We start from the raw sequence: 26,588 nt of genomic DNA on the forward strand, positions 1-26,588 counted from the left end.
GAAAAGAGGAAATATGAGAGAAATATATCTGGATAATAGTGCTACTACTTATGTAAGAGAGGAAGTGCTTAAACATATGTTACCGTATTTTAAAGATAATTACGGAAACCCTTCTTCTATTTATAAAATAGGTTTAAGCAATCAAAAATGCATCAACGTTTGTCGTCAGCAAATAGCAAAATTATATCACTGCGCATCCGCTAAAGAAATATACTTCACCTCTTGTGGCACAGAATCTAATAATTGGGCATTAAAGGCTGTGTGTCTCCAAAATAAAAGTGGTCACGTCATAATATCCTCAATTGAACATAGTTCAATCATAGAATCTTCTTATTTTCTCAAGCAATTAGGATTTGATGTAACATACTTATCCGTGAACAAGAATGGTTTGATCAATCTGCAAGAACTAGAAAGAAGCATTCGTAAGGATACAATTTTAGTATCTGTGATGTATGTAAACAATGAAGTAGGGGTTATAGAACCAATCAAAAAAATCGCAGATATATGTAAAAAATACAATGTTTTACTACATACGGATGCGGTACAGGCAGCTCCACATTTAAAAATTAATGTGCAGGAATTGGGAATTGACATGATGAGTATATCAGGACATAAGGTATATGCTCCGAAAGGGGTTGGGCTGCTTTATGTAAAGAAAAATACTCCAATGATACCGTTGATTCATGGTGGACATCAGGAAAACCAAATGAGAGGCGGGACAGAAAATATTGCAAGTATAGTAGGTCTTACAAAAGGATTAGAATTGTGCAATGAAGAACTTAAAATCAATACAGTAAAATTTGAAAGGCTTCGAACACGTTTGATACGCGGTTTAACAGAGCGTAATTATGACTTTATTGAGATAGGTAAAGATAATGATAATAAATTAGATTCTATCATAAATATCTGTTTTAAAAATATTAATTCTAAAACCTTAGCAATTTTATTAGGTGAAGAAGAGATATATGTATCAACAGGAAGTGCTTGCAATTCAGGTAGCGTAGTGCCATCACATGTGTTACAGGCTTTAAAAATACCAGATAGTTATATCAATGGTGCAATAAGAGTTTCGTTGGGGAAGGATACAAGTGAGCAGGAGATAGATCTGTTTATTGATACATTAAGTAATATATTTAAGAACAAGCTTAGTTTTATACAAGAATAATGCGGTTGTTTGAAAGGAGAGGTAGACTTTAAGTAAACCGCTCCTTTTGTTATAAAGTATATGCGAAAACTTATGAGTATTAGTCAGTAAGTACTATTTAAAACAGAACAAATATGTTCTAAAATATAAAAAATGTATCAACAAGCTGATGGATTTAATTCTTGGGAGAGTTTAACTGGTTTCATAATAGTTGTATTAAAGAGTTTAAATTTTGTAGTACTGGATAGGTATATGAAGATGGATCAATGTTCCATTCAAATTAATTAGATGCGTTACCAAAATATTTCAATCGGGATAAATAAAATGAATAGAAAAGATATCAAATATTGTCGAATAATGACGAATAAGAAATATCTTTTCTTTGTAAATAGAGTTAAAAGACTGATATCGTGCATATAAAGGAAAAGCATTAAATAATAATCTTATAACAGTTGAAAAAATTACCAAATAATGGTATAATTTAATTGTTTATTTTAGTAGAAATAACGATAAGATGCCATGAAGCTGTATATGCTATTAGACATGCGTAAAGCTAAATCGGGGAAAGGAGGTACATAGATTTAATGTACAAGCTAATTGTGAAGAAAGTTTTCCCAGGCGTCATTAATCAAGCGGAAAACGAGGAAGAAAAGGAGGTGGTTATATATGGTTTAGAAGTAATGTTGTCTAGCATGGTTAATTTAGCTGCAATGTTACTCATTGGTTACGTTAGTAATAATTTAATAGGAACCGTCATTTATTTAATATGTTTTTGTACAATTCGCATTATGGCAGGAGGGTATCATGCCAATACTTATTTAGCATGCTTTTTATGTTCGATTATTTCATATTCTTTCATAATAGGAATTAATCCCTATATTACTGAAAAATATAATATGATATTAATTATTTTGGCAGCGATATCTTACATCATCACATTAGGGCTGGCACCTATCTTAAATGGCAAGCGCACATTTTCTACAGAAGAAATCCAAAAAGCCAAGAAAAAAGTCAGATTTATATTAACTACAGAACTATTTGTTACAATAGGATTGTACCAGATAAATTATAAATTATACAAATTCGCAATTTTTGCGATCATTACAGAAGGAGTGATTGAAATAATGGGTAAAATTAAATATTCAGATATTAATAAGAAGGATTTGTTAAAAAAAATGATGAAAATATCAATGGGTGCTGCTCTATTATCAGGCTGGCTTCCAAGCTTTGCTACTTTTCATGAGCCTGAAATGCCACAAGCTTTAAAAGATAAACTGGAGAAATAGCAGATAAAATAATTCTAAATATTTAATATTAAATATAATAAAATATAGAGCTTCCTTTTTGTCCAGAGGTTTGACAAAAAAGAAGCTCTTTTGGTAATTTGTGGTAGAAACAAAGAGATATATGTATTATAATAATTTATGAGTAGATAATTTTAAATAAATTTGTTAATAATTGGTGTGGTTATAAAGTTATTTGGAGGGGTTAGTAATGATTTTCATTCAGTACATAGCAAGAGCGGTTGTAGCATTTGTTGAGGCTATTATATATTGGATATTCTTTAATGGCGTTTTTGAAAGAAAGCGAAGAGGTTGGAATAATTTGCTTATTCTATCTATTTTTCCTACTAGTATTTTTATAACTGGATATTTTGCTACACTTGGATTACCAGTAACAATAAAATTATTTATACTGTTTACAATTGGCTGCATTGTTGCTAATTTATTATTTCAAACTTCTCTAAGAAATATTATTGTATATCAAGGCTTATGGACATTATGCTCAGTGATAGGTGACAGTGTATCATTGGGGATTTTATCATTAAGACATGGGTCAATTAATGTTGCAGAATTATTAAATAATTTTACAATAGGCCTACAAATTACCTTTCTTTCAAAAACAGTAGATATATTAATTGTCTCTATATTAGTAAGAAAATTGGGTAAAGAAACGAAACGATATTCACTTTCGGAAGTTCTTATCATGTTACTACAAGGCATATCAGGAGTTGCTTGTTTGACAATGGTAATTGAATTTTCTTACTATAATATTTCAACCTACCAAGTTACATCCTTATATTTAATAGTATTATCATTACTGATTTTTTCGTCATATATAGTATTTTACCAAGTTTTTAATAGTTACATCAAAAAGCGAAACATTGAGCAGGAAGCCACGAAGGTACAATTTTACAATCAAGGACAGTTTGAGTACTATGCGGCATTGGAGAAAGAAAATGTCAACGTAAGGAAGATGTACCATGATATTAAAAACCATCTTCTGGCTATTCAAGGCTTGAACCATGAAAATGCAGAAGCCTCTCAAACATATGTTGAGGAATGTCTGGCAACGGTTGAAGGATATGACGAATTCTTTGATACAGGAAATGAATTAGCAGATATTATATTTTATGAAAAGTGTAATACAGCTAAGCTTAATCATATCAAGACAAAAGTTTTAGTTCAAAAAAATAGTTTGAATGAGCTTGAAATGCTTGATTTATGTGCGATTTTAACAAATAGTTTTGATAATGCGATGGAAGCCTGTAAGAAGTGTCAGGGGGAACGTTACATAAAGGTTAATATTATCAGAAATGAAGCGGCAATTATTATTACCGTAAAAAATAATTTTGAAATTGAACCAGCAATAAGTAAAAAGGGTGATTTAATTACAAGTAAGAAGAACAAGGCAGAACATGGACTTGGTATGCAAAGCCTTAAAATGGCAGCAGCCAAATACAATGGAAATGTAGAGTTTAGCGTTGATAAGGAGAAAAAAGAGTTTTTGTTAATTATTATGCTGCCGATTGCTTATCAAAATACATTATAAAGAGGGAATGCTTATGAAAGTTAATGTTGCTATTTGTGATGACAATGAGATTTTTTGCAATCAAATAAAAGAATTTATTGAACGCTTCAATAAGGAAAATAATACCAACTGTGAAGTGAGCACATTTAATAGCGGCTTCGATTTATTAGGGCAATATACCGCTGAATATAAAATTATTATACTTGACATTGAAATGAAAGGTATGAATGGAATTGAAACAGCATTAGAAATTCGAAAGAAAAATCAGAAAGTAATCATCTGGTTTCTGACTGTTTCTAAAGATTACATGTTAGAGGGCTATAAAGCAGAGGCATTTCGTTATCTAATCAAACCACTTTCTTATGATGATTTTGCGAAAGAGTTTGATGAGAGTATAAGAGGGGTAGATGAAAAGTATGTAAGACCTATTATAGTGGAATATAAGAATGAAACCTATCATTTGGAGACGAATGATATATTGTTTATTGAAGTATTTGGACATAAATTGATTTATCATTTATTGAATGAGAAAATCACTACGATAGATACGTTAAAAAATATAGAAATTGAGCTATGCAAATTGAATTTTGTAAGAATTCATAGAAGTTACTTAATCAACCTAAAGAAAGTTAAAACCTTTAATAGAAATGAAGTAGTTATGAAAAATAATGAAAGAATACCGATTAGTAAATATAAGGAAAAGGATTTCAAGGAAGCTTATACACACCTGTGGGGAAAAATTTTGGGATAAAAGAAAGATATTTAGCAGAAGTTTTACAATGATTATACTTCAAATTAACGTATTGTTGCTATAATAACCCAACAATAGTTAACAGGAGGAATCAAATGATAAAACGGCAAATGAAAATTTCTGTAGGAGAAAACTTAAGGAAAGTTTTTCGAACAATTATAATATCGTCTTTTATTATCTATGTATTATTATTTTTTACAATTATGAGTATGTATACTGATTATAAGAATTTAGAAACAAGCAGTCTTGTAATGGTAAATAATATTAGTATAGCTAGAAATGCAAGCTTATGTACGCAAAACGCTGTATATAAAATGTGTTTGTCTAAGGAAAAAGAGCAGCAGAAACAATTTAATGATGAAGCAGATTCATATGATATGCTTATTCAAGAGTATCTAAGTAAAATCGCCGAGGCTAAGCCACAATATAAGAAGAATATTTCAGAGATTAAGCAAATACAACAGGATGCATTCATTTATAGAAGTCAGGCTATATTGCTTGGCAGTCAAGAAAGAAAGCAGGAAGCAATAGAATTGCTAGCTGAAAATTATTTTGATAAAATGCAAAGTATTGATGATATATTGCAGGAAATTACAAATAATACGAATAGCCAGCTGAAAAGTCACATAGAAAATGTAGAAAAGGGAATTTTACTATTGATTCTATTATTGTTAGCGCTCATCGGGGTAACAATATGGCATTGCGTAATCAGAATAAACAAAGTAATTAAAAGTATACAGATGCCTTTGGATGAAATTGGTGATGCAATGGAGGAAGTTCACAGAGGAAATTTGAATTTTAGCCTTGCATATCAATCAGAAAATGAATTAGGTAAATTGGCTGATAGGGTAAGAGAAACGGGAGAACAACTTAAAATATATGTTAAAAACATTGATAACGTATTAGGAGAGTTATCACAAAAAAATTTTCATGTAACCGTAGACATGGAATATAAGGGTATGTTTAATCCCATAGAACAATCTATGAAAGAAATTATTCTTGTATTACATAGTGTGATGGAGTCGATTTTTAATACAAGTCAAATGGTAACATTTAGTGCAAAGAATATCAGCCTGATTGCGGATGAAATGACAGAAGGTGCCGCAACGCAGGCGAGTGCGACAGAAGAGCTTCTCAGTTATATTAGAACTATTTCATGTGATGTGGAGAAAAATGCTGAAGAAACATTTGAGGTATATGAGCACAGTGAAGGTGTAAAAAAGTCTATTGTAACTAGCAAAGATAAAATGAGCGAACTGATATCAACTATGTCAAGGATGCTGGAATCTTCGAAACAAATATTTGAAATTGTTTCAATCATTGAGAATATTGCAGAACAAACTAAACTTCTTTCTTTCAATGCAGCAATTGAGGCTGCAAGAGCAGGTGATTCAGGTAATGGATTTAGTGTGGTAGCCTCTGAGATTAAGAAATTGGCAGATAGCACCAGTGAAGCTGCAAATCGTACGAAGCACTTAATTCATAAAAGTAATAGTATTGTTGCTGAAGGAAATGAAAAAGTAAATGAGATAAGTAAAAGTTTTGAGCATGTAGACCATGCCGTTGGAATTGTTTCAGAAAAGTCATTACATGTATCAAAAGTATCTAAATCACATACCAATACACTTTTAGAGCTTGAGTTGGTAATACAATCTATTTCAGCAGTAGTCCAAAATAATTTGAAGCTCGCTCAAAATATCCAAAATAATAGTAAAGATATGAAATTAAAATCCAGTGAATTGCATGTTATGCTAGAAGCATTCAGATTATAGTTAGGAGTCTAAATTCAGTCAGTTTATTGTGATAATTTTGGCTCTTTCTTTTTGTTATAATATGCTTGATATTGTCAGTTAAAAGTACGATAATAAAAATGTTGAAATATATAGTAAAATCTTTAAGGAAACAGTAAGAAATATTTAAAGATTTATTTTTAAAAAAATAGTAATATCAAATAAGATGGTTTATCTATAAAAATGTTAAGGGAGAATACGATGAAGAAATTTTACAAAAAGCTAACAGCACTTGGAATGGCAGCACTAATGTGCGTACCTACCGCAGCCTGTGGTGGCAAGAAAGAGTCGAATACCTCAGCCAATGCCACAAAAGATTATGTTTATGTTCCGGAATACAAAACGGTATCTGAGACATCAGATATTTCTAATGTAGTAATAAATAATAATATGATTTATTATTCTGTGTGGGATTATGATGACGCTACGCAGGTATCTTCTGCTGCAATTAAAACAATGGAGTTGGGAGGTACTGAGGGAAAGACTCTGCCAATTGAAATTGGGGAGAATGATAATGTTTATAATATCTGTACGGATAATGACGGTAATCTTATTATAGTAATGGGTACTTATAATACATCAGAGGATATTGATGAATATTTACAAACTTACAGTCTTAAAAAATACGATAAAGATGGAACGGAACTATTTACAATGGATTTATCAGGGATGATGAGTGAGGATAATGCCTATATTCAATATGCTTGTGTAGATGGTGATGGAAATATCTATTTATCAAATGGTGAAAATAAGATTTGGCTTTTAGATGCACAAGGAAATCAAGTTGGAAGTATTGATGTTACCAACTACCTACAGTCGATGGGAGTTACCAAAGAAGGTAAAGTTGTTGTTGCAACGTATGGCACAGAGAACATAGTGTTACAAGATGTTGATTTTGCAAGCAAGAGTTTAGGAGCTACCTATGATAATGTTCCAAACCCTTATGGAAATCTGACCATATTAAAGGGAATAGATAAAGGCTGCCTGATTAATTCAGGAAATTCATTATTTAATTATGATTTTGATACACAAAAATCTGAAGAAATATTAAACTGGATTGATAGTGATATTGACAGTGATAACATTGTTGCTGTATCTGTTTTGGATGATGGAAGAATTTTTGCATTAACAAGAAACAATACAGAAGAGAATTCATCAACTGAGATGATTTATTTAACTAAGACAGCTTCGTCAGAGGTGACTCAGAAAACAATTATAACTTACGGAACTGTATATATGAGTTCAAGAGTAAGAAGTGAAATTATTAATTTTAATAAAACCAATGAGAAATATCGTATTCAGCCAAAGGAATACGGCAGCGATGATTATGAAGCTGGCATGGCTCAGATGAACTCAGATATTGTGTCTGGAAATTCTCCTGATATTATTGATTTGTCAAGTGGAAGCACTAATTTGTATATAGAAAAGGGCGTGTTGGAGGATTTATACCCATACTTCGATAATGATACAGAATTAAAGAAAGAGGATTATGTTGAAAATGTTTTGAAAGCATATGAAAGAGACGGAAAGTTATATGCCATATTACCATCTTTTTCTTTAAGTACAATCATTGGCAAGACTGCTGATGTGGGAGATAAGCAGGGATGGACTCTGGATGATATGATAGCTCTTGTTAATAGTAAACCTGAAGGAACAGAAGTTTTTCAATATGCTACAAAAGATAGTATTTTAACGATTTTATGTATGTATGGAATGGATCAATTTGTGGATTGGCAAACTGGAAAATGCAGTTTTGACAGTGATACGTTTATGAAGTTACTAGAATTTGCTAATACATTTAAGAGTGAGTTTAATTATGATGAAAACGAGCCGAGTGAAGTAAGCAAAATTAGAGATGGAAGTCTGCTTTTGTCTCTTACAGATATAGGAGATGTGCAGACATATCAGATATATGAAACAATGTTTGGTGAGCCTATTAATTGTGTTGGATATCCTACACAAGAAGGAACTGGTACAGCCATTTCAATAGGAGGAATCTTATTAGGAATATCATCAAAATCCTCTAATAAGGAAGGTGCCTGGGAATTTGTAAAAAGATTTTTGACATCTGATTATCAAAATAGTTCCGATGTGTATAGTTTTCCTATATTAAAAACAGCATTGGATGCGAAGTTTCAGGAGGCAATGACACCAGAATACTATGTAGATGAAAATGGAAATCAGACAGAAGCAACAAAAACATCTTGGGGCTTTGGCGATGTTAATTTAGAAGTTTATGCTGCTACGCAGGAGCAGGTGGACGCAGTTAAGAGTTTAATTGACAGTGCAGATAGTGCTTATGAATATAATGAAGAAATGTTTTCTATTATAACAGAAGAAGCAGCAGCGTTCTTTGCAGGACAAAAGGATGCTAAGGCAGTAGCAGATGTTATTCAAAGTAGAGTACAAATTTATGTAAATGAAAATAAGTAAGGGGTAATGATATGAAGTTATTTAGTAGGCTAAAAGAGGTAAAGTTATATAAAAAGCAAAATAAAGAACTTCATTGTCATTCAAAAGGTGATAAAAAACGCCGTTTAGGCTTGATGCTATTTTTAGCACCAAGTCTAAGTGGCGTTTCAATATTTTTTATACTTCCATTTGCAGTAGTGTTTTATTATGCTTTAGTGGATAATCCAATCAGCCAGCAATTTGCATATCTTGACAATTTTGTAAAAGTTATGGGTAACGGAGCATTTCAACTCGCTGCATTAAACACGTTAAAATTTTCGGCTGTGGCAGTTCCATTAGCAGTGCTCTTATCACTGGGTTTGGCACTTTTGTTAGAACGTGAGATACCTTATCGGAGTCAATTTAGAACTTTCTTTTTAACTCCGATGATGGTTCCTGTTGCTTCGATTGTATTGATATTTCAGGTTCTGTTTCACTACAATGGTGCTATGAATGATGTTTTAGCTTTTTTGGGAATAAGTAAGATTGACTGGTTTAAATCAAGTTATGCGCAAATTGTTATTGTTATTTTATTTCTTTGGAAAAATCTTGGCTATAATATGATACTTTTTATGGCAGCTATTAGCAGTATTCCAAAGGATATTTTAGAAGTGGCGGTTTTGGAAAGTGCTTCAGCGTGGAAGATATTTATACATATTAAGATTCGATATTTATCATCAACTATTTTATTTGTAACGATTTTATCCTTAATTAGTTCCTTTAAAGTATTTAGAGAAATATATCTTCTTACTGGTGATTATCCTTATGATACGTTGTATATGCTACAGCATTTTATGAATAATACATTCCAAAGCTTGGATTATCAGAAGTTGTCAGCAGCGGCGATTATTATGTCCATTGTTATGATTATTATAATTGGGATATTGTTTATTACGGAAAATCGATTTGGAAAGGATATGGAAGAATGAGAAAGAAACGTATCAAAATCTATATTGCTACTTTAGTAGCTGCGGTTATTGCCATATTATTTCTAATGCCGATTGTATTAACAATAACCAATTCATTTATGTCTTCCTCTGAAATATCTTCTAATTACGGAACCGTTTTTGCAACAAATGAAAAAGGCGGCAAGGTTTACATTTCTAATAAGGTGAACCTTAAATTTATACCAGATATGGTTTCCTTTAGCCAATATGTAACAGTGCTTTTAAAAAGTCCTGAGTATTTATTGAAATTTTGGAATTCGGTTATTTTGGTAGTACCAATACTTATATTTCAGTTGGTAGTGGCCTCATTAACCTCCTATGCCTTTACCAGATTAAGGGGCAGACTGAAAGAAATGATTTTCTTTACATATATCATATTGATGTTAATGCCCTATCAGGTTACGTTGGTACCTAATTATTTAGTATCTAGCTGGCTGCATATTTTGAATACGAGATGGGCGATTTGGCTGCCTGGTGTATTTTCACCATTTGCCGTTTATCTTTTAACAAAATTTATGCGAAGGATTCCGAAGGGGGTAATTGAGGCTGCTCAGATTGATGGAGCGGGAGAATGGCAGATATTTAGAAAAATCTGTATGCCGCTTTGTAAGGGAGCTTTGTGTTCCGTTGCAATATTAGTATTTATTGACTATTGGAATATGGTTGAACAGCCTTTAATCTTACTTTCGGATACAGAAATGCATCCGCTCTCCATATTTTTATCTAAAATAAATAGTGGAGAAATAGGATTGGCATTCGCTGTTGCGACAATATATATGGTTCCTTGTCTGCTGGTATTTTTATATGGGGAAGATTATCTGGTAGAAGGAATAACCTATCAAGGTGGAATTAAGGGATAAGAGAGGACGAGACTAAGATGAATGAAACTGCAAAAAAAAGAAGGGATTGGGTAAAAAATGCAGCAATTATATTTTTATCAATTATGCTGGTTTTGACTTTTTTCTCTAATACAATTATGAATTATTCACTTCCCGAGGTAGCGACGCAAGCAGTTACCTCAGGAACGATTACGACGAAAGTAAGAGGTTCAGGTACAGTTAGTGTAAGTGAACCTTATAATGTTACAGTAAAGGAAAGTCGTGTAATTAAGAGTGTAGATGTAAAAAAAGGTGATGTGGTAGAAAAGGGAGCCATTCTTTTTGAACTGGAAGACAGCGACAGCACAGAGTTAAAGGAAGCAGAGTCAACACTGTCTCAGTTGATTCTAGATTATCAGAAAGCGATTTTAAATGGAGATACTTCTCTAAGCAAGGTAAATCAGATTGAAGAAGGTAAAATTACCGATATGACAACTTTGCAGCAGAAAGTAGAGAATGCCAAGAATGCCGTCAAGGCCGCTGAAGATGATGTGGCAGCCCGCACCAGTGATGTTGCATCAATACAAAAACAAGTGGATTTGTTAAATAACGAAACGGTTGATACATCAGATGAAGAAGCAGCCGTGACAAAGGCAAACAAAGCTTTAACTAAGGCTCAGGCTGCACTTAGTAAAGCAGAGAATACGAAAACGTCTACAGAAGAAAAAGTATTGGAATTTGGAAGTTCAATAGGTGAAGTCAGAACACTGTATAGCAGTAAAGAAACCGCTTATAATGATGCGGTAACTGCATATGATACAGCAAAAAAAGCATTTGATGCAGTAACGACAACAGACTCAACTTATGCAGACTTAAAAGCAGCATTAGATTCTGCAACAAAAGCGAAAGATACTGCAGCTTCAGAGTTTGAAAAAGTTAAGGCAAGCAAAAGCTCTATCGATAGTGCCTTATCAGCATATGACAAGGCTGCTGCTGCGTATGAGAGTGCAACAACTAAGGTGACAGATTGTACACAAGCAGTAACAGAAGCGGAGGCGGCTCTTACCGCAAAGACAAGCAGCACAGCAAACAAAAATGAGCTTGCTGACTTGAATGGTCAATTGATTGAGGCAAATGATCAGTTAACGAGAGCAAATGCCACACTTACAGAGGCACAATCTGATCAGGAGGATATTCTTAAACAGGTATTAGAAGAGGTTGATCTGGGCGGTCAAAATGATAAGATAAAGGAACAGCAAGAGAAAGTAGATAAATTAAAAAGCGAGGCGATAGGTGCAACCATTGAAGCTCCGGTAGCAGGAACAGTTACAAGTCTTGCAAAGGCGGCAGGTGAATCGACTACACCAGATGAAGCACTTGCAGTCATTCAGATTGCAGATAAGGGATTTTCATTAAGCTTTTCTGTTTCAGAACAACAGGCAAAGAGTGTTGCAGTTGGTGATGTGGCGGATATAGAAGATTCATGGAATTATGAAGATTGTAAAGTAACACTGGCTTCCATTAAGGCGGATTCAGAAAGTAAAGGCAAAAATAAACTTTTAGTATTTGATGTAACAGGTGAGATATCAGATGGACAGCAGCTCAATGTAACAGTGGGAAGTAAAAGTGCCAATTATGATTTGATTGTTCCAACGAGTGCGATTCGTGAGGATAAAAATGGTAAATTTATATTAACGGTAGAATCTAAGAACAGCCCGCTTGGGAACCGATATATAGCAACCAGAGTAGATGTTGAGATTTTGGCGTCGGATGAAACTCAAACAGCAGTATCAGCGGGATTGTATGGATATGAATACGTAATAACAACATCAACAAAGCCTGTTGAAGCAGGAAAACAAGTCAGACTTGCAGATTAGGAGAGTGAGGTAGAATGAAAAATTTCATGAAAGACTTCACCCATAAATTTACAAAGAAGCAGATATGTCTTACCTTAGTTGTATTCGTATCAATTATTGTGTTTGCAATTTTTCAAATAATTTCAGTTTGCCTAAAGAATTCTCTTGATTCGCAGCAAATAGCGCAAAGATGGGATAATACAGGCAAATCAGCTCAGGTAAGCTGCTTTATATCTGAAAATACAGAAGTTACGACACAACAATTTACTAATTTGGAGCATGCAATTGATACCGCTTTGCAGGAAGTATCCATAACGGCGGAAAATGAAAATGCCAGACTATGGGTAGATTCTTATAGTGCAAGAGGAGAGATTACTGTAGTAAGTGAAAAGACTTCTATTACATCAACGGCAATCGGTGTAGGAGGAGATTTCTTTTTATTTCATCCATTAAAACTTTTAAATGGCTCTTATTTCTCGGATGAAGATTTAATGCAAGACTATATCATTATAGATGAAGATGCTGCATGGCAGCTTTTTGGCTCAAATGACGTAATCGGAATGCAGGTAACAATAGGTGGAATACCACATATTGTACGCGGTGTGATTCAAAGAGATTCCGGGCGAATTAATAATAAAGCAGGAAATGATAAAATTATTTTTTATGTTTCCTACAATAGTTTAACTCAGTATGGTAAGTCAAAAGGCATTAATACATTTGAAGTAGTTATGCCAAATCCAATATCAAGCTTTGCATTAAACACTATAAAAGATAAAATTGGTATTGATGAAACAAGTATACAACTCGTAGAGAATTCAAAGAGATATTCAATGCTATCACTATTGACGGTTCTTTCACAATTTGGGATTAGGTCTATGAATCAAAAAGCAATTGTTTATCCCTATTGGGAAAATGTTGCAAGAGGCTATGAGGATATATTAGCAATGCTATTATTATGGAAATTTATATTTTTACTCATTCCAATGGCAATAGTAATTATTTATTTATGTTACCGCTTTAAGCATAGGTCATGGAGTATCAAAACTATTTTTGAAGCAAGTCTTTCCCAGAAAGATAAAATAGTGCAAAAATATAAGGAACGAGAAAAAAAGTCAGGTAAAATATCATTTCCAATCAAAATAAGACGTAAAAAACGTTAGTAAATCATATTGTTATGCAGGATTACTTATAAATTGATGAAACAAGGAAATAGAATTTTGTAACATAAAGTTGACAAACAGCATATTTAGAAGTAGTATAGAGCTATCAATAGAATATGGAAATTCTTCGGGGCAGGGTGATGCTTAGGCAGATTCCCGACCGACGGTGATACACATATGTGGTGAGTCCGTGAGCTGCAAAGCAGTTGAGCTAGGTGAGAATCCTATACCGACAGTATAGTCTGGATGAGAGAAGAAAGCTTTAATTTGTTAAGCAATAATACAAGTACCCTCGAATTTATATATTTGAGGGTATTTTTTAATTCGCTTCAAATTAAAGTATAATACCTTGGAATTTCCTTTATAAAAAGGAGAGTTAACTATGAACAGTAACCAAACATCTGGAAAAGTAAGAAAAATGGCACATATTGCTATGCTATCAGCAGTTTCAGTAATTTTAATGTTTTTTGACATTCCATTATTATTTGCACCAAGCTTTTATAAGATTGACTTAAGTGAAGTTCCAGTATTAATTGGTACTTTCTCTATGGGACCATTGGCCGGTGTTATTATTGAATTAATTAAGATTGCCTTAAATTTAGTTTTAAAGGGAAGTCTGACGGCCGGCGTAGGTGAATTGGCTAATTTTTTAATAGGATGTGCATTTATTATACCAAGTGGTATAATTTATCAAAAGAGTAAAACTAAGAGAGGTGCAATCACTGGTATGTTAGCAGGTACTCTTACCATGACAATTATTGGCGGGATACTGAATGCATTTGTTTTACTTCCGGCTTATGCTAAGGCGTTTGGGACACCTATTGATTATTTGATACAAATGGGTTCAGAAGTAAATCACTATATTACCAATATGTCTTCATTTGTACTTTTTGCAGTAGTGCCATTTAATCTATTAAAAGGCGGCGTAGTTTCACTGATTGTAGCATTAATTTATAAAAAAATCAGTCTGGTACTTAAATAAAATTTGGTATAAATTTTAGAAAAAAGCATAAATAATATTGACAGATTAAGTCTAATGTATTATTGTATTAAGTGTTTAGTACAATAATACATTAGACTTAATCTGTAATTAAAATGATTTTATTTATTTATGTCATATTATGTCAGAAACGTAAGAAAAAAGTTAAGAATTATTCATTTTATTTTATTACTATTTATATTATGACTCATTATTTGTTAAAGTAGTTATAATGATGAAATGTATAAGAAAGGAGGAGTTTAATATGAGTGCACTTGTTGATGTAAAAGATATTTGTAAAATATATAATCCCGGTGAGAATGAAGTCAGGGCATTGGATAATGTGACCTTGAGTATAGACAAAGGCGAATATGTAGCCATTATAGGACAGTCAGGTTCAGGAAAATCTACACTTATGAATGTGTTGGGATGCTTGGATGTTCCAACATCAGGAACGTATTATTTAAATGGATCTAATGTTTCTGATTTAAGTGACGATGAGTTGTCCGATATACGAAATTTAGAAATTGGCTTTATTTTTCAGGGCTTTAATTTAATACCAAATCTTACCGCTTTAGAGAATGTTGAATTACCATTAATTTATAGAGGGGTAGGGAAGAAAGAAAGACATAAACTAGCAGCAGAATCATTAGAAATGGTAGGCCTGGAACATAGAATGGATCATAAGCCGTCTGAAATGTCAGGTGGGCAGCAACAAAGAGTTGCGATAGCAAGAGCCATTGCAGCAAAGCCACCTGTTATACTTGCTGATGAACCGACAGGTAACCTTGATTCGTCTTCAAGCAAAGATATTATCAGAATACTAAAAGGATTGCATAAAGATGGCAGGACAGTAATTTTAATCACACATGATAATGAGATAGCTGACCAAGCGAAAAGAGTAATTAGAATTATTGATGGCAAAATAGAAAAGGACTATATTAATGACAATTTCGATGCATGCTAGGTGATAAATGGAAGGATGGGAGTTATGTTTAAAAAGAAAAAAGACAATGATATGACCGAATTAAAAGAAGTCAAACCGGCTAGGAAGAAAAATAAAAAGTTAATTAAAAGAATCATAATTGCAGGAGTTATTATTGTAATTTTAGCGTTGATTATACTGCCTAGGTTATTTACTCCTGAGGTATTACCTACAGTTACAACACAAAAAGCATATAAAGGTGATATCGAACAGGTGTTGTCAACAAGTGGATTTGTAGAGAGCGAGGAAACCAAAATCTGCTATTCAGATGTGAGCGCCAAAATTACAGAATTTAATGTAGAAAAAGGATCCAATGTTCATTCAGGTGATGTTCTTGTTGCTTTTGATGAACAAGCGTTAGAAAATGCATATAAACAGCAAGAATTGCAAAATAATGCCAGCAAGGCAGAATATGCTCAGGTATTAGCCGATGCGAGTGAAAATGCAACTAAATATCAGAATTCTTCAACTGATGTAAGTGTATTGGAGCAGCAAGTAGAAGATCAGCAAAATAGTGTTGAAAGCATACAGGTAAGTATTAATGATGAAGCAAATTATTTAACAAATTTAAACTCTGATTTAGCGGCTATTCAAGCAAGCCTAGAAGAGGCCACTACAGCAAATAATACTTCTAAGGTTGAAAAATACACAAAAAAGATCAAGGAAATTAAAAAGAAGATTAAGAATTCCAATGACTACACTACTGATTTGAATAATCAGCTAATATCAGCTCAAAATGAATTATCTGAATTACAGTCAAATTTATCAGAGCAAAAGTCTATTAAATCAACTTCGGAGGCAGGCTTGTTAAGTGGAAATGAGAAAACTCAAAAATCTGCGACTACGCAAGTTACTTCGTTAACATTAGAGCAGGCACAGGCTAATTTAGAAAAAGCTAAGGCTGGAATCACAGCAGAATTTAATGGAATTATAACCGATGTACAGGCTGCACAGGGAGCAACGGTAGCGGAAGGGACAGCATTATTTACAATTGCAAGTAATGAAGATGTAAAACTTACAGTTGCATTGACTAAATATGATCTTGAGGATGTAAAAGAGGGTCAGACGGCGACAATTACATTAGGAGCAAGTACATATACAGGTACCGTTACCAAAATCAGCAGAGTTGCAACTACTAATTCAGCAGGAGCTGCGGTTATTAACGCAGATATCCATATTGATAATCCGGATGACAATATATATCTTGGTGTCGAAGCAAAGGTTAAAATAAGCGTAGGAAGTGCTTCCAATGTTGTATTAGTTCCAGTTGAATGTATTAATACAGACAAGGATGGTTCTTTTTGTTATGTTGTTGAAAATGGTACTGTAGTTAGAAAAAATGTTACAACTGGCTTAAGTTCGGACGAATATATAGAAGTAAAAGAAGGAATAGCTGAGGGTGAAGAGGTAATTAGTGAAATTACGACTAATATTGTGGAAGGAGCTAAAGTGACTGTGATTCCGTCACAGGATATATCAGTAACAGATACAACTACAAGTGATACAACAGAAAACGCAACAGAAGAATCGACAGAAAAGACATCAGAAGAAACAACAGAAAATGAAACAGAAGAGACTACAACAGCATCAGACCAAGATATTACTGCAGATAGCAAAGACACGCAAAATTCAGAAGATAATACGAATTCAGATGAGCCAGTTCAAGAATAATCTAGAAGCAAAAATGTGGATAGTCGAGGAAGGAGAAATCGTATGGCACAACTTTTAGAGTATTTGAAGATGGCAGTAGATAATTTAAGATCAAATAAAGGACGTTCCTTGCTAACTATGCTAGGCATCATCATTGGCATCTCATCAGTAATTATGATTATAGCAATTGGCAATGGAGCACAATCACAGATAACGAACGAACTCAATAGTATTGCGGGTGGTCAGGCATATATTTATTTAAATGACAGCAAGGCACAAGAGGCTGATTATATCACTCAAGAGGATGTTGATGCTGCGAAAGAAAAAGTTCCTCTTATCAAAGGAATTTCACCATACTTGAGTTTTAGCGGTACAGCTCTTGGAAGCAAAGGAGATTTTAACACAAGCGTTCAATGCGGAACCAGTGATTTAGAATATTTTCTGACAAATGAAAAAATTAGTAAGGGAAGATTTTTCTCAGAGGATGAGTTTCTTTCAGCAAGAAATGTATGTGTAATATCAGAAACTGATGCAATCAAGCTTTTTGGAACACCAGATGTAATAGGTATGAATATTGAACTTACTATATGGAATGTAACGCAGGAGCTTCAGATTGTAGGAGTAACAAAAACAGAAAGCAGTGGTATGCTATCTTCCTTTATGGGTACATCGGATACTATTTCGTTATATGCACCTTATAGTGTTTTGGAATCAGCGTATGGCGTTCACTTCGGTGATTTTTCATATATCTATGCTATTACAGAAAAACCGTCCGATGCGGCAGATATGGTAAATGCCATTATTAAGGTATTAGAAGCCAGACATAATAATCGAGGCGAAGAAATTTACTTGCTTCAAAATGCAGCCGATCAGATTGGAAGTATTACTTCAGTGCTCAGCATCATAACCATATTTATTATATTTGTCGCAGCAATATCACTGGTAGTAGGTGGAATTGGAGTTATGAATATTATGCTTGTATCGGTAACAGAACGTACAAGAGAAATTGGAATTCGAAAAGCCTTAGGGGCAAGAACAAACTCGATTATGATGCAATTTTTATCAGAATCTGCAATCATTACATTGTGTGGAGGTATTATTGGCATTATGATCGGAGTACTGGGAGCTTATGCAATCTGTTCTTTGCCAATGCTTGGGTTTGAGCCAAAGATTCAATTTTCAACAATAGCAATAGCAACCTTATTTTCATCAGGAGTAGGTATTTTCTTTGGAATATATCCAGCAAAAAAAGCGGCAAAATTAAGTCCGATTGAAGCATTAAGAAGAAATTAAATAGGTTATAGCCCATAAAGTCTTGTAAATCAATTTATTTACAAGGCTTTATTATATAATAATGAAATTTCTTGAAAGTTTTTTTGATTCCTAAACCTCTTGCTTACGTAGTTTTAAAATCTAAGCTTTTTTATTGTCATACAAATTTCACTGTGCTATAATCAAAATGTTTATAGTTACGAAAGGAAGGTGCTTGAAATGGAAGAGATAAAAGTTGAAGTTAAAATAAATGCAGGTGATATGTATAATTTTTTTATGTATCACACTTATTCCAGACCTAGTGGAATATTGAGTATTTTGTTTGGTTTGGGGATGTTGGGCTTGATGGTTTATACGTATGGTCAAATTTCGATAGGACAAAGCACAATCTATTTGTTGTTTTCGATATTTTTTTTAGTATTTAATCCCATAAGTTTTTATCTAAAAGCACAGCAACAAGTAAAAGCATCTCCAATGTTTCAGGAACCAATTTATTATGTATTTAATAAAGAAGGAATCACTACAATGCAAAATAAAGAAAGTGCTACAGTTAAATGGGAAGATATTCAAACAGCACAATTTTCAAAGCGCAGCATTATTGTTTATGTTAGTAGGGTAAGAGCCAATATTATACCCAAGCAGGCAATTGGAGATAGTTATGCTGACCTGATCGACATGTTCAAGAGAAATTTAGAACCATCTAAGGTTAAAATTAAAAACTAACCGAAAGGAAATGGAGTAGAGATAAATGCAAATAGAAACAAATTCAGCAAACGAAACTTACCTGCTGGGAAAGCGGATGGGACAGCTAGTTGAATCGGGTGATGTATTTTCAATTGTTGGAGACTTAGGAGTCGGAAAAACAGTGTTTACACAAGGATTTGCCAAGGGATTGAATATTGAAGAGCCTATAAATAGTCCAACTTTTACAATTGTTCAGATATATGAAGAGGGAAGAATTCCATTGTATCATTTTGATGTTTATCGAATTGGTGATATAGAGGAAATGGATGAAATTGGTTATGAAGATTATTTCTATGGAAAGGGAGTATGCTTAATTGAGTGGGCAAATTTAATTGAAGAAATACTTCCAAAGAATATAAAAAAAATAATCATTGAAAAGGATTTAAAAAAGGGATTTGACTATAGGAAAATTACAATAAAAGGAATTGGTGAAGAACTATGAAAATATTAGCCATTGACAGTTCAGGACTTGTGGCATCAGCTGCAATAATAGAAGACGAAAATATGGTGGCTGAATATACCATTAATTATAAAAAAACACATTCGCAAACATTACTTCCAATGATTCAAGAAATAGTGCAGATGACAGATACAGATCTGGCAACGATTGATGCAATTGCAGTAGCCGGAGGACCAGGCTCCTTTACAGGTTTAAGAATTGGTTCAGCAACAGCTAAGGGACTTGGATTGGCACTCGACAAGCCACTAATATCAGTTCCTACAGTAGATGGCTTGGCTTATAATTTATATGGTACAGATAAGATTATTTGTCCTGTCATGGATGCCAAAAGAAATCAAGTATATACCGGTTTATATGAGTTCCAAGGTTCAGAATTTCATGTCATTGAACAACAGATGGCAGTATCGATTGATGAAATAATAGGTAAAATTAATGAAATAGGTCGTCCGGTAATTTTTGTAGGAGATGGTATTTCGGTTTTTGCGAATCAAATTGCGAATCAAATTGCTGTTGAATATTTCTTTGCACCGGCGCATCTGAATAAGCAAAGGGCAGCCACTGTCGGTACATTGGCCAAAAGTTATTTGTTAGAGAATAAAATTGAATCAGCTTTGGAACATAAGCCGGATTATTTAAGGCTATCACAGGCGGAGAGAGAAAGGTTAGAAAAGAAATAAGGTATTAAAAGAAATAAGGTATTAAAAGAAATAAGGTATTAAAAGAAATAAGGTATTAAAAGAAATAAGGATTAAAAGAAATAAGGATTAAAAGAAATATGAGATATTAAAGAAGTGTGAGAATATTATGACTATAATCAGACTCATGACAGATAGGGATATAGAACAAGTAAGTAAAATAGAAAACGAAACCTTTTCAATGCCGTGGTCCAAGGATGCATTCCGAGAATTCTTGAAAAGAAAAGATACCATTTATATCGTTGCTGAGGTGAATAATGAAATTGTTGGTTATTGCGGATTGTGGAATATTGTTCAAGAAGGCAATATTAACAATTTTGCAGTAAATAAACAATATAGAAAGAAGCATATTGGTTTTGAAATGCTGACTAAATTAATAGAAATTGGAAACGAGCAAAGGATAAATGCTTATACATTAGAGGTTAGACAAAGTAACGTGGCAGCAATCCGCTTGTACCATAAGATAGGCTTTCGAGAAGATGGAATACGAAAAAATTTTTATGAAAGCCCAAGGGAAGATGCAATCATAATGTGGTACCGATAATAGGGGTTACAACACAGAATACAAGAATTAAGAAGACATATCAAGCCGATTCAATCTAAAAGTCACAATAAGCAAAAAATGGATAATCAACAATTTTTTCTAAATACAGTAACAATTACCACTATATTTATACACAATATCCTAGTATAATGTAACATATCAGAAGAAAATCAAGCGACAGCGAAGCAGGCATTTGATTTTACCTGATATGTTAACGAATGGCAAGGCCATGAGTGAACGAAAGCGAGAGTCAGAAGAAAATCAAGCGACTGCAAAGCAGGCATTTGATTTTACCTGATATGTTAACGAATGGCAATGCCATGAGTGAACGAAAGCGAGAGTCAGAAGAAAATCAAGCGACAGCGAAGCAGGCATTTGATTTTACCTGATATGTTAACGAATGGCAATGCCATGAGTGAACGAAAGCGAGAGTCAGAAGAAAATCAAGCGACAGCGAAGCAGGCATTTGATTTTACCTGATATGTTAACGAATGGCAATGCCATGAGTGAACGAAAGCGAGAGTCAGAAGAAAATCAAGCGACAGCGAAGCAGGCATTTGATTTTACCTGATATGTTAACGAATGGCAATGCCATGAGTGAACGAAAGCGAGAGTCAGAAGAAAATCAAGCGACAGCGAAGCAGGCATTTGATTTTACCAGCTAGGGAGGACTTGTTGACGGTATGCCAGGGAGGGAAAATATATGCGAAGATTTATAAATCAGAACAAACAGCAAGTAAAAAGTGTATATTGCAACTTATGTGGTAAAGAAATAAAAATAGAAAAAGGAATTATCAAGGAAGGGGTAGCGACTGTCGAACAACACTGGGGATATTTTTCAGAAAAAGATGGACAAATTCATTCCTTTGATTTATGTGAAAAATGTTATGATATGCTCACAGAAAAATTTGTTCTTCCAGTTGCTGTTACTAACGAAAAAGAATTAATATAAATAAAACGATCATAAAAAAATCATTTACATTAGCAATTAATGTAAATGATTTTTTAAATTGCGTGTGTGTCCAGCGAAGCTGGACCATGCCTGCCGGTGTAAGTCCGGTCACGGTAATCGCCAGTGAGCCGTGTAGCTAAATCCAGTGCGTTACAGTAATGTAGGGTGCTAAGCGGATGGATAAAGTCTTCGAAAGAGGGCGAGCAATTATACAGACCGTAACATAAAGTGAAATCTGTCGTATCGTAATTAAAACTGCTCTGAAAAGAGGAGACCAGGGAAGTCGAGCCTACGTTGTAGATGCCGATATACAAACCAGAACTATATTTAGCGAGAAAGGTTTACAGAAGTTATCTGCATGACATAATGCTGTAGAAAGAAGAATGTCGGAAAGCCGTATGAGGGAAAACCTCACGTACGGTTTGATGAGGGGCGGGTGAAATTTCACCCGCCTACTCTATCCTATTACATAAAAATATGCGCACGAATGCAAGTGGAAAATGTCACTGTGTGACTGCATTCGGCGATGGAAAGCGGTTAAGTCCCTCATGAGTTTGGGAATAGGGATCTGATGCGGACTTGTTCACTTTCTTGTTATAATAAAGTTAAATAGTTAAAAATAGACTTCTTGTCCCTAGATAAGATATATGTTAAAATATAGAAAGTAAAAGAAAAAGAGGAATTAATTATGCTAGATGTATGTTTATTAGGAACGGGTGGTATGATGCCATTACCGAGGCGCAGATTAACGTCACTTATGACAAGATATAATGGCACCAGCGTTCTGATAGATTGTGGAGAGGGGACACAAATTGCAATAAAAGACAAAGGATGGAGTTTTAAACCAATTGATGTAATATGTTTTACACATTATCATGCTGACCATATTAGCGGATTACCGGGTCTGCTTTTAACAATGGGGAATGCAGAAAGAACACAGCCTTTAACAATTATAGGACCAAGAGGATTAGAGAGAGTCGTAACGGCCTTGCGAGTTATAGCACCGGAATTACCATTTGACATAAAGTACATAGAATTATCACAACCAGAAGAGAAAATTGAATTTAAAGGCTATATTATCGATGCTTTTAAGGTGAATCATAATGTTCTATGTTATGGATACAGCATTGAGATTCCAAGAGCTGGTAAGTTCCAATTAGAAAAGGCCATAAATCAAGGGATTCCCAAACAGTTTTGGAACAAGCTGCAAAAGGGTGAAGTGATTATAGACAAAGATATAACATATACGCCATCTATGGTCATGGGAGATTCAAGAAAGGGAATCAAGATTGCATACTGTACTGACACAAGACCGACGCAGTCTATTATTGATAAGAGCAGGGACGCAGATTTATTAATTTGTGAGGGCATGTATGGCGAGAAAGAAAAGAATGTGAAAGCGATTGAGTATAAGCATATGACCTTTTGTGAAGCTGCACTTGTGGCAAAAAAGGCTAATGTAAAAGAATTGTGGTTAACTCATTTTAGTCCCTCTCTTGTAAGACCAGAAGAGTATATGGGGGATGTAAAAGCAATATTTCCTAATGCGATAGCTGGAAAAGATGGAAAAACAGTTGAATTAGTTTTTGATGAGGAATAAAATATAACTATATATTTGCAGAGGAGGAAGGAGTATGAAAAAATATAAGAATATCATTATTATATGTGTTTTAGCAGCACTTGCTATATGGTACTATTTTTATCTTTCGAATAGAACTGCTATGGATAGCGCTAATAAAAATGTTACAACAACAGAGATAGAGGATACTTTGGCTAAAAATATAGACAATGTAACAAATACACCAAGAGCGGCCATCAAATTTTATAGTATCATATTGCAATGCTTATATAATGAAGATCCTACTGAAGAAGAGATTACAGCACTTGGTGAAAAAGCAAGAGAAATAATGGATGAGGAGTTAATTAATAATAATCCTGAGGAAACCTATTTTGATGCTCTAAGTACTGAAGTAAAAGAATATTTACAAGATAATAAGAAAATGATTGGATATGTTGTAGAATCAAGTGATAAGGTAGAATATTATACTGAGAATGGCAAAGAGTATGCTATTGTAAATGCATCTTATACACTGAGGAAAACGAATGATTTTACTAAAACAAATGAAGCATACATTTTAAGAAAGGATGAAGAAGGTTACTGGAAAATTCTTGGATGGCGTATCGCAGCAGATGAAGTTACAGATGACCAAAATAATGATGAATAAGGAAAATATATTGATATTAGGAATAGAAACCTCATGTGATGAGACGGCAGCAGCAGTAATTAGAAATGGCAGAGAGGTATTATCTAATGTAATATCATCACAAATTGAGCTTCATAAATTATACGGAGGTGTAGTTCCTGAAATTGCATCTAGAAAACATATTGAAAAAATCAATCAGGTCATTGAGGCAGCACTAAAAGAGGCAAACGTAACATTAGATGAAATTGATTCTATTGGTGTAACGTATGGTCCGGGTTTGGTAGGAGCTCTCTTAGTTGGTGTTGCAGAAGCGAAAGCCATTAGCTATGCAAAGAATATAGATTTGGTCGGAGTACATCATATTAGTGGTCATATTTCAGCAAATTATATAGAAAATTTAGAATTACAACCACCTTTTATGTGCTTAGTAGTTTCAGGAGGACATACACATCTGTTGTTAGTAAAGGATTATGGAAAATATGAAATAATTGGAATGACGCGAGATGACGCAGCAGGTGAGGCATTTGATAAAGTTGCCAGAGCAATTGGATTAGGATACCCTGGTGGACCCAAAATAGATATATTATCTAAGGAAGGAAATCCAAATGCTATCAAATTTCCAAGAGCACATATAGAAGATAACAAGTATGATTTTAGTTTTAGTGGAGTAAAATCAGCTGTTTTAAATTACATAAATAGTTGTCAGATGAAAAATATTGAGATTAACAAAGCAGACATAGCGGCTTCCTTTCAGAATGCGGTTGTGGAAGTACTTGTGAATAATGCGGTACATGCTGTGGAGGAATATCAAATGGATAAATTAGCTATAGCCGGGGGTGTTGCTTCTAATACATCGCTCAGAAAGGCTATGAAGTTGGCATGTGAGGAAAATGGCATCAAATTATATCACCCATCGCCGATTTTTTGTACAGATAATGCAGCTATGATTGGCGTTGCTGCTTATTATGAATATATAAATGGTACTAGACATGGTTTGGACCTAAATGCAGTACCTAATTTAAAGTTTACATAGAAGGAATGAATCAAGTTGTTCATAAAACGATAGAAAGCCATTATACGTGCTTTCTATTGTTAGTTAAGAAGGAGAAACTGAATAATTGATGAAAAAAGATAAATGTGTTGCAATTGTATTGGCCGGTGGTAAAGGAAGACGTATGGAAAGTGATATACCAAAACAATATTTAGAATTAAATGGGAAACCTATCATATATTATTCCATTAATCAATTTCAAAATAGTGATATCATTGATGAGATTGTTTTGGTAACAGGAAAGGATGAAATTCAATTTTGCAAGGATAGGATTGTTGACAGGTATTCCTTTCAAAAAGTAAAACATATAATAGAAGGTGGAAAGGAAAGATATCATTCTGTCTATAATGCACTGCAATGCATTAATGAATGCGATTTTGTATTTATTCATGACGGTGCAAGACCGTTTATAAACCTGGAATTAATAAACGATTTATACAAAAATGTAAAGGAATATCAGGCCTGTGTAGTAGGAGTTCAGACTAAAGATACAATAAAATTAGCGGATAGTGATGGGTTTATAGCAGAAACTCCTGATAGAAGTAAGGTGTGGAATATACAAACCCCACAAGTTTTTCGATGGGGTATAGTTAAAAGTGCCTATGATATGCTGATGAAAACAGACTGCTGCATGGTAACAGATGATGCAATGGTAATTGAAAAGATGCTGAAATATAAAGTGAAATTAGTACAGGGGAGCTACGAGAATATTAAGGTAACAACTCCATCAGATCTTGTAATTGCAAGAGCTTTTTTGACTTAAAAAATTATTGAAAAAAGTAGTGAAAATTATTGACACCATAATACAAAGATGATACAATAACAAATGTCGCTGAGGAGATGTCGAATAAGTGAAGCCAATAGCGATTTAGGAGTAAAAAAAGTACTTGACAAAAGCAACAGCTTGTTGTAGAATATTCAAGCACGACATGGAGAGGTGTCCGAGTGGTTTAAGGAGCTGGTCTTGAAAACCAGTGATTCCGAAAGGGACCGTGGGTTCGAATCCCACCTTCTCCGCTCAGTTAAAACCAGCAATGCTGGTTTTAATGTTGAAAAAGTTAGCTTTCTTGGAGAAGTACCCAAGTGGCTGAAGGGGCTCCCCTGGAAAGGGAGTAGGCCGTTAATAGCGGCGCGAGGGTTCAAATCCCTCCTTCTCCGTAGGGTTTTTAAAAAGCCAAAAAAGAAGTTGACAAATGCAGCTTAGTATGATAAACTACTTGAGCTGAACAAAGAACCTTGATAATTAAACAGTAATTACAACCTTGAAAATTCAACGGTTTTCGAAGAAAACCAAAAGAGATTTCAGAACAAAAAGTATCAGAAA

At 33.9% G+C, this 26,588-nt stretch carries 25 protein-coding genes, 2 tRNA genes and 1 riboswitch; all 27 genes read left to right on the plus strand.

Features of this window, described 5'->3' with window-relative positions:
• Nucleotides 1–13: 13 nt before the first annotated feature.
• On the plus strand, nt 14–1,165 hold the full coding sequence (locus tag C8E03_RS17720) for a cysteine desulfurase family protein (protein WP_110291738.1): 1,152 nt from the start codon (nt 14–16) through the stop codon (nt 1,163–1,165).
• A 563-nt stretch (nt 1,166–1,728) separates the two neighbouring features.
• Nucleotides 1,729–2,430 (plus strand): accessory gene regulator B family protein, encoded by a 702-nt coding sequence (locus C8E03_RS17725; protein WP_110291739.1) that lies wholly within the window; start codon nt 1,729–1,731, stop codon nt 2,428–2,430.
• A gap of 208 nt (nt 2,431–2,638) precedes the next feature.
• Nucleotides 2,639–3,976, plus strand: coding sequence for an ATP-binding protein (locus C8E03_RS17730; RefSeq protein ID WP_110291740.1), 1,338 nt, complete (start codon nt 2,639–2,641; stop codon nt 3,974–3,976).
• A gap of 13 nt (nt 3,977–3,989) precedes the next feature.
• Nucleotides 3,990–4,706 (plus strand): LytR/AlgR family response regulator transcription factor, encoded by a 717-nt coding sequence (locus tag C8E03_RS17735; RefSeq protein ID WP_170123049.1) that lies wholly within the window; start codon nt 3,990–3,992, stop codon nt 4,704–4,706.
• A gap of 95 nt (nt 4,707–4,801) precedes the next feature.
• Nucleotides 4,802–6,478 (plus strand): methyl-accepting chemotaxis protein, encoded by a 1,677-nt coding sequence (locus C8E03_RS17740; RefSeq protein WP_094376849.1) that lies wholly within the window; start codon nt 4,802–4,804, stop codon nt 6,476–6,478.
• Between the two features lie 219 nt (nt 6,479–6,697).
• The gene (locus C8E03_RS17745; protein ID WP_170123050.1) at nt 6,698–8,929 is read left to right on the plus strand and encodes an extracellular solute-binding protein; all 2,232 of its coding nucleotides are present in this window, start codon (nt 6,698–6,700) and stop codon (nt 8,927–8,929) included.
• Between the two features lie 11 nt (nt 8,930–8,940).
• A complete protein-coding gene (locus C8E03_RS17750; protein WP_242993630.1) occupies nt 8,941–9,876 on the plus strand; it encodes a carbohydrate ABC transporter permease in 936 nt (311 codons plus the stop codon).
• Complete coding sequence (locus C8E03_RS17755) at nt 9,873–10,754, plus strand: carbohydrate ABC transporter permease (RefSeq protein ID WP_110291743.1); 882 nt, start codon at nt 9,873–9,875, stop codon at nt 10,752–10,754. The genes C8E03_RS17750 and C8E03_RS17755 overlap by 4 nt, the downstream gene beginning before the upstream one ends.
• 17 nt (nt 10,755–10,771) lie before the next feature.
• On the plus strand, nt 10,772–12,589 hold the full coding sequence (locus C8E03_RS17760; RefSeq protein ID WP_110291744.1) for an HlyD family efflux transporter periplasmic adaptor subunit: 1,818 nt from the start codon (nt 10,772–10,774) through the stop codon (nt 12,587–12,589).
• A 14-nt stretch (nt 12,590–12,603) separates the two neighbouring features.
• Complete coding sequence (locus C8E03_RS17765; RefSeq protein ID WP_094376853.1) at nt 12,604–13,728, plus strand: ABC transporter permease; 1,125 nt, start codon at nt 12,604–12,606, stop codon at nt 13,726–13,728.
• Nucleotides 13,729–13,847: 119 nt separating this feature from the next.
• Nucleotides 13,848–13,990: riboswitch (FMN riboswitch) on the plus strand.
• Nucleotides 13,991–14,110: 120 nt separating this feature from the next.
• A complete protein-coding gene (locus C8E03_RS17770) occupies nt 14,111–14,710 on the plus strand; it encodes an ECF transporter S component (RefSeq protein ID WP_110291745.1) in 600 nt (199 codons plus the stop codon).
• 262 nt (nt 14,711–14,972) lie between these two features.
• Complete coding sequence (locus C8E03_RS17775) at nt 14,973–15,674, plus strand: ABC transporter ATP-binding protein (RefSeq protein ID WP_094376855.1); 702 nt, start codon at nt 14,973–14,975, stop codon at nt 15,672–15,674.
• Between the two features lie 24 nt (nt 15,675–15,698).
• On the plus strand, nt 15,699–17,363 hold the full coding sequence (locus tag C8E03_RS17780) for an efflux RND transporter periplasmic adaptor subunit (protein WP_170123051.1): 1,665 nt from the start codon (nt 15,699–15,701) through the stop codon (nt 17,361–17,363).
• A 42-nt stretch (nt 17,364–17,405) separates the two neighbouring features.
• On the plus strand, nt 17,406–18,635 hold the full coding sequence (locus C8E03_RS17785; protein WP_110291746.1) for an ABC transporter permease: 1,230 nt from the start codon (nt 17,406–17,408) through the stop codon (nt 18,633–18,635).
• 198 nt (nt 18,636–18,833) lie between these two features.
• Nucleotides 18,834–19,337: a YcxB family protein gene (locus C8E03_RS17790; RefSeq protein ID WP_094376858.1), complete on the plus strand. Its 504-nt coding sequence runs from the start codon at nt 18,834–18,836 to the stop codon at nt 19,335–19,337.
• Between the two features lie 25 nt (nt 19,338–19,362).
• Nucleotides 19,363–19,800, plus strand: a complete 438-nt coding sequence (gene tsaE / locus C8E03_RS17795; RefSeq protein WP_094376859.1) for a tRNA (adenosine(37)-N6)-threonylcarbamoyltransferase complex ATPase subunit type 1 TsaE — start codon at nt 19,363–19,365, stop codon at nt 19,798–19,800.
• On the plus strand, nt 19,797–20,495 hold the full coding sequence (gene tsaB, locus C8E03_RS17800) for a tRNA (adenosine(37)-N6)-threonylcarbamoyltransferase complex dimerization subunit type 1 TsaB (protein ID WP_094376860.1): 699 nt from the start codon (nt 19,797–19,799) through the stop codon (nt 20,493–20,495). Before tsaE ends, tsaB begins: the two co-directional genes overlap by 4 nt.
• 127 nt (nt 20,496–20,622) lie before the next feature.
• On the plus strand, nt 20,623–21,057 hold the full coding sequence (gene rimI / locus C8E03_RS17805) for a ribosomal protein S18-alanine N-acetyltransferase (RefSeq protein ID WP_242993632.1): 435 nt from the start codon (nt 20,623–20,625) through the stop codon (nt 21,055–21,057).
• 324 nt (nt 21,058–21,381) lie between these two features.
• Nucleotides 21,382–21,537 carry a hypothetical protein gene (locus tag C8E03_RS22285; RefSeq protein ID WP_207657817.1) on the plus strand — a complete coding sequence of 52 codons (156 nt, stop codon included), beginning with the start codon at nt 21,382–21,384 and terminating at the stop codon, nt 21,535–21,537.
• 26 nt (nt 21,538–21,563) lie between these two features.
• Nucleotides 21,564–21,722: a hypothetical protein gene (locus tag C8E03_RS22080; protein WP_170123053.1), complete on the plus strand. Its 159-nt coding sequence runs from the start codon at nt 21,564–21,566 to the stop codon at nt 21,720–21,722.
• Between the two features lie 38 nt (nt 21,723–21,760).
• Nucleotides 21,761–22,009, plus strand: a complete 249-nt coding sequence (locus tag C8E03_RS17810) for a hypothetical protein (RefSeq protein WP_094376862.1) — start codon at nt 21,761–21,763, stop codon at nt 22,007–22,009.
• Between the two features lie 688 nt (nt 22,010–22,697).
• Nucleotides 22,698–23,609 carry a ribonuclease Z gene (locus tag C8E03_RS17815; protein WP_094376863.1) on the plus strand — a complete coding sequence of 304 codons (912 nt, stop codon included), beginning with the start codon at nt 22,698–22,700 and terminating at the stop codon, nt 23,607–23,609.
• Nucleotides 23,610–23,643: 34 nt separating this feature from the next.
• Nucleotides 23,644–24,234 carry a DUF6715 family protein gene (locus C8E03_RS17820; RefSeq protein ID WP_110291747.1) on the plus strand — a complete coding sequence of 197 codons (591 nt, stop codon included), beginning with the start codon at nt 23,644–23,646 and terminating at the stop codon, nt 24,232–24,234.
• Nucleotides 24,227–25,246, plus strand: a complete 1,020-nt coding sequence (gene tsaD, locus C8E03_RS17825) for a tRNA (adenosine(37)-N6)-threonylcarbamoyltransferase complex transferase subunit TsaD (RefSeq protein ID WP_408609925.1) — start codon at nt 24,227–24,229, stop codon at nt 25,244–25,246. Before C8E03_RS17820 ends, tsaD begins: the two co-directional genes overlap by 8 nt.
• Nucleotides 25,247–25,334: 88 nt before the next feature.
• Complete coding sequence (gene ispD / locus C8E03_RS17830; RefSeq protein ID WP_181899192.1) at nt 25,335–26,027, plus strand: 2-C-methyl-D-erythritol 4-phosphate cytidylyltransferase; 693 nt, start codon at nt 25,335–25,337, stop codon at nt 26,025–26,027.
• Nucleotides 26,028–26,195: 168 nt separating this feature from the next.
• Nucleotides 26,196–26,281: transfer RNA gene (locus tag C8E03_RS17835), tRNA-Ser, on the plus strand.
• A 52-nt stretch (nt 26,282–26,333) separates the two neighbouring features.
• A tRNA-Ser gene (locus C8E03_RS17840) sits at nt 26,334–26,422 on the plus strand.
• The last annotated feature ends 166 nt before the right edge of the window (nt 26,423–26,588 follow it).

Source organism: Lachnotalea glycerini (assembly GCF_003201285.1).
Taxonomy (GTDB): domain Bacteria; phylum Bacillota; class Clostridia; order Lachnospirales; family Lachnospiraceae; genus Lachnotalea; species Lachnotalea glycerini.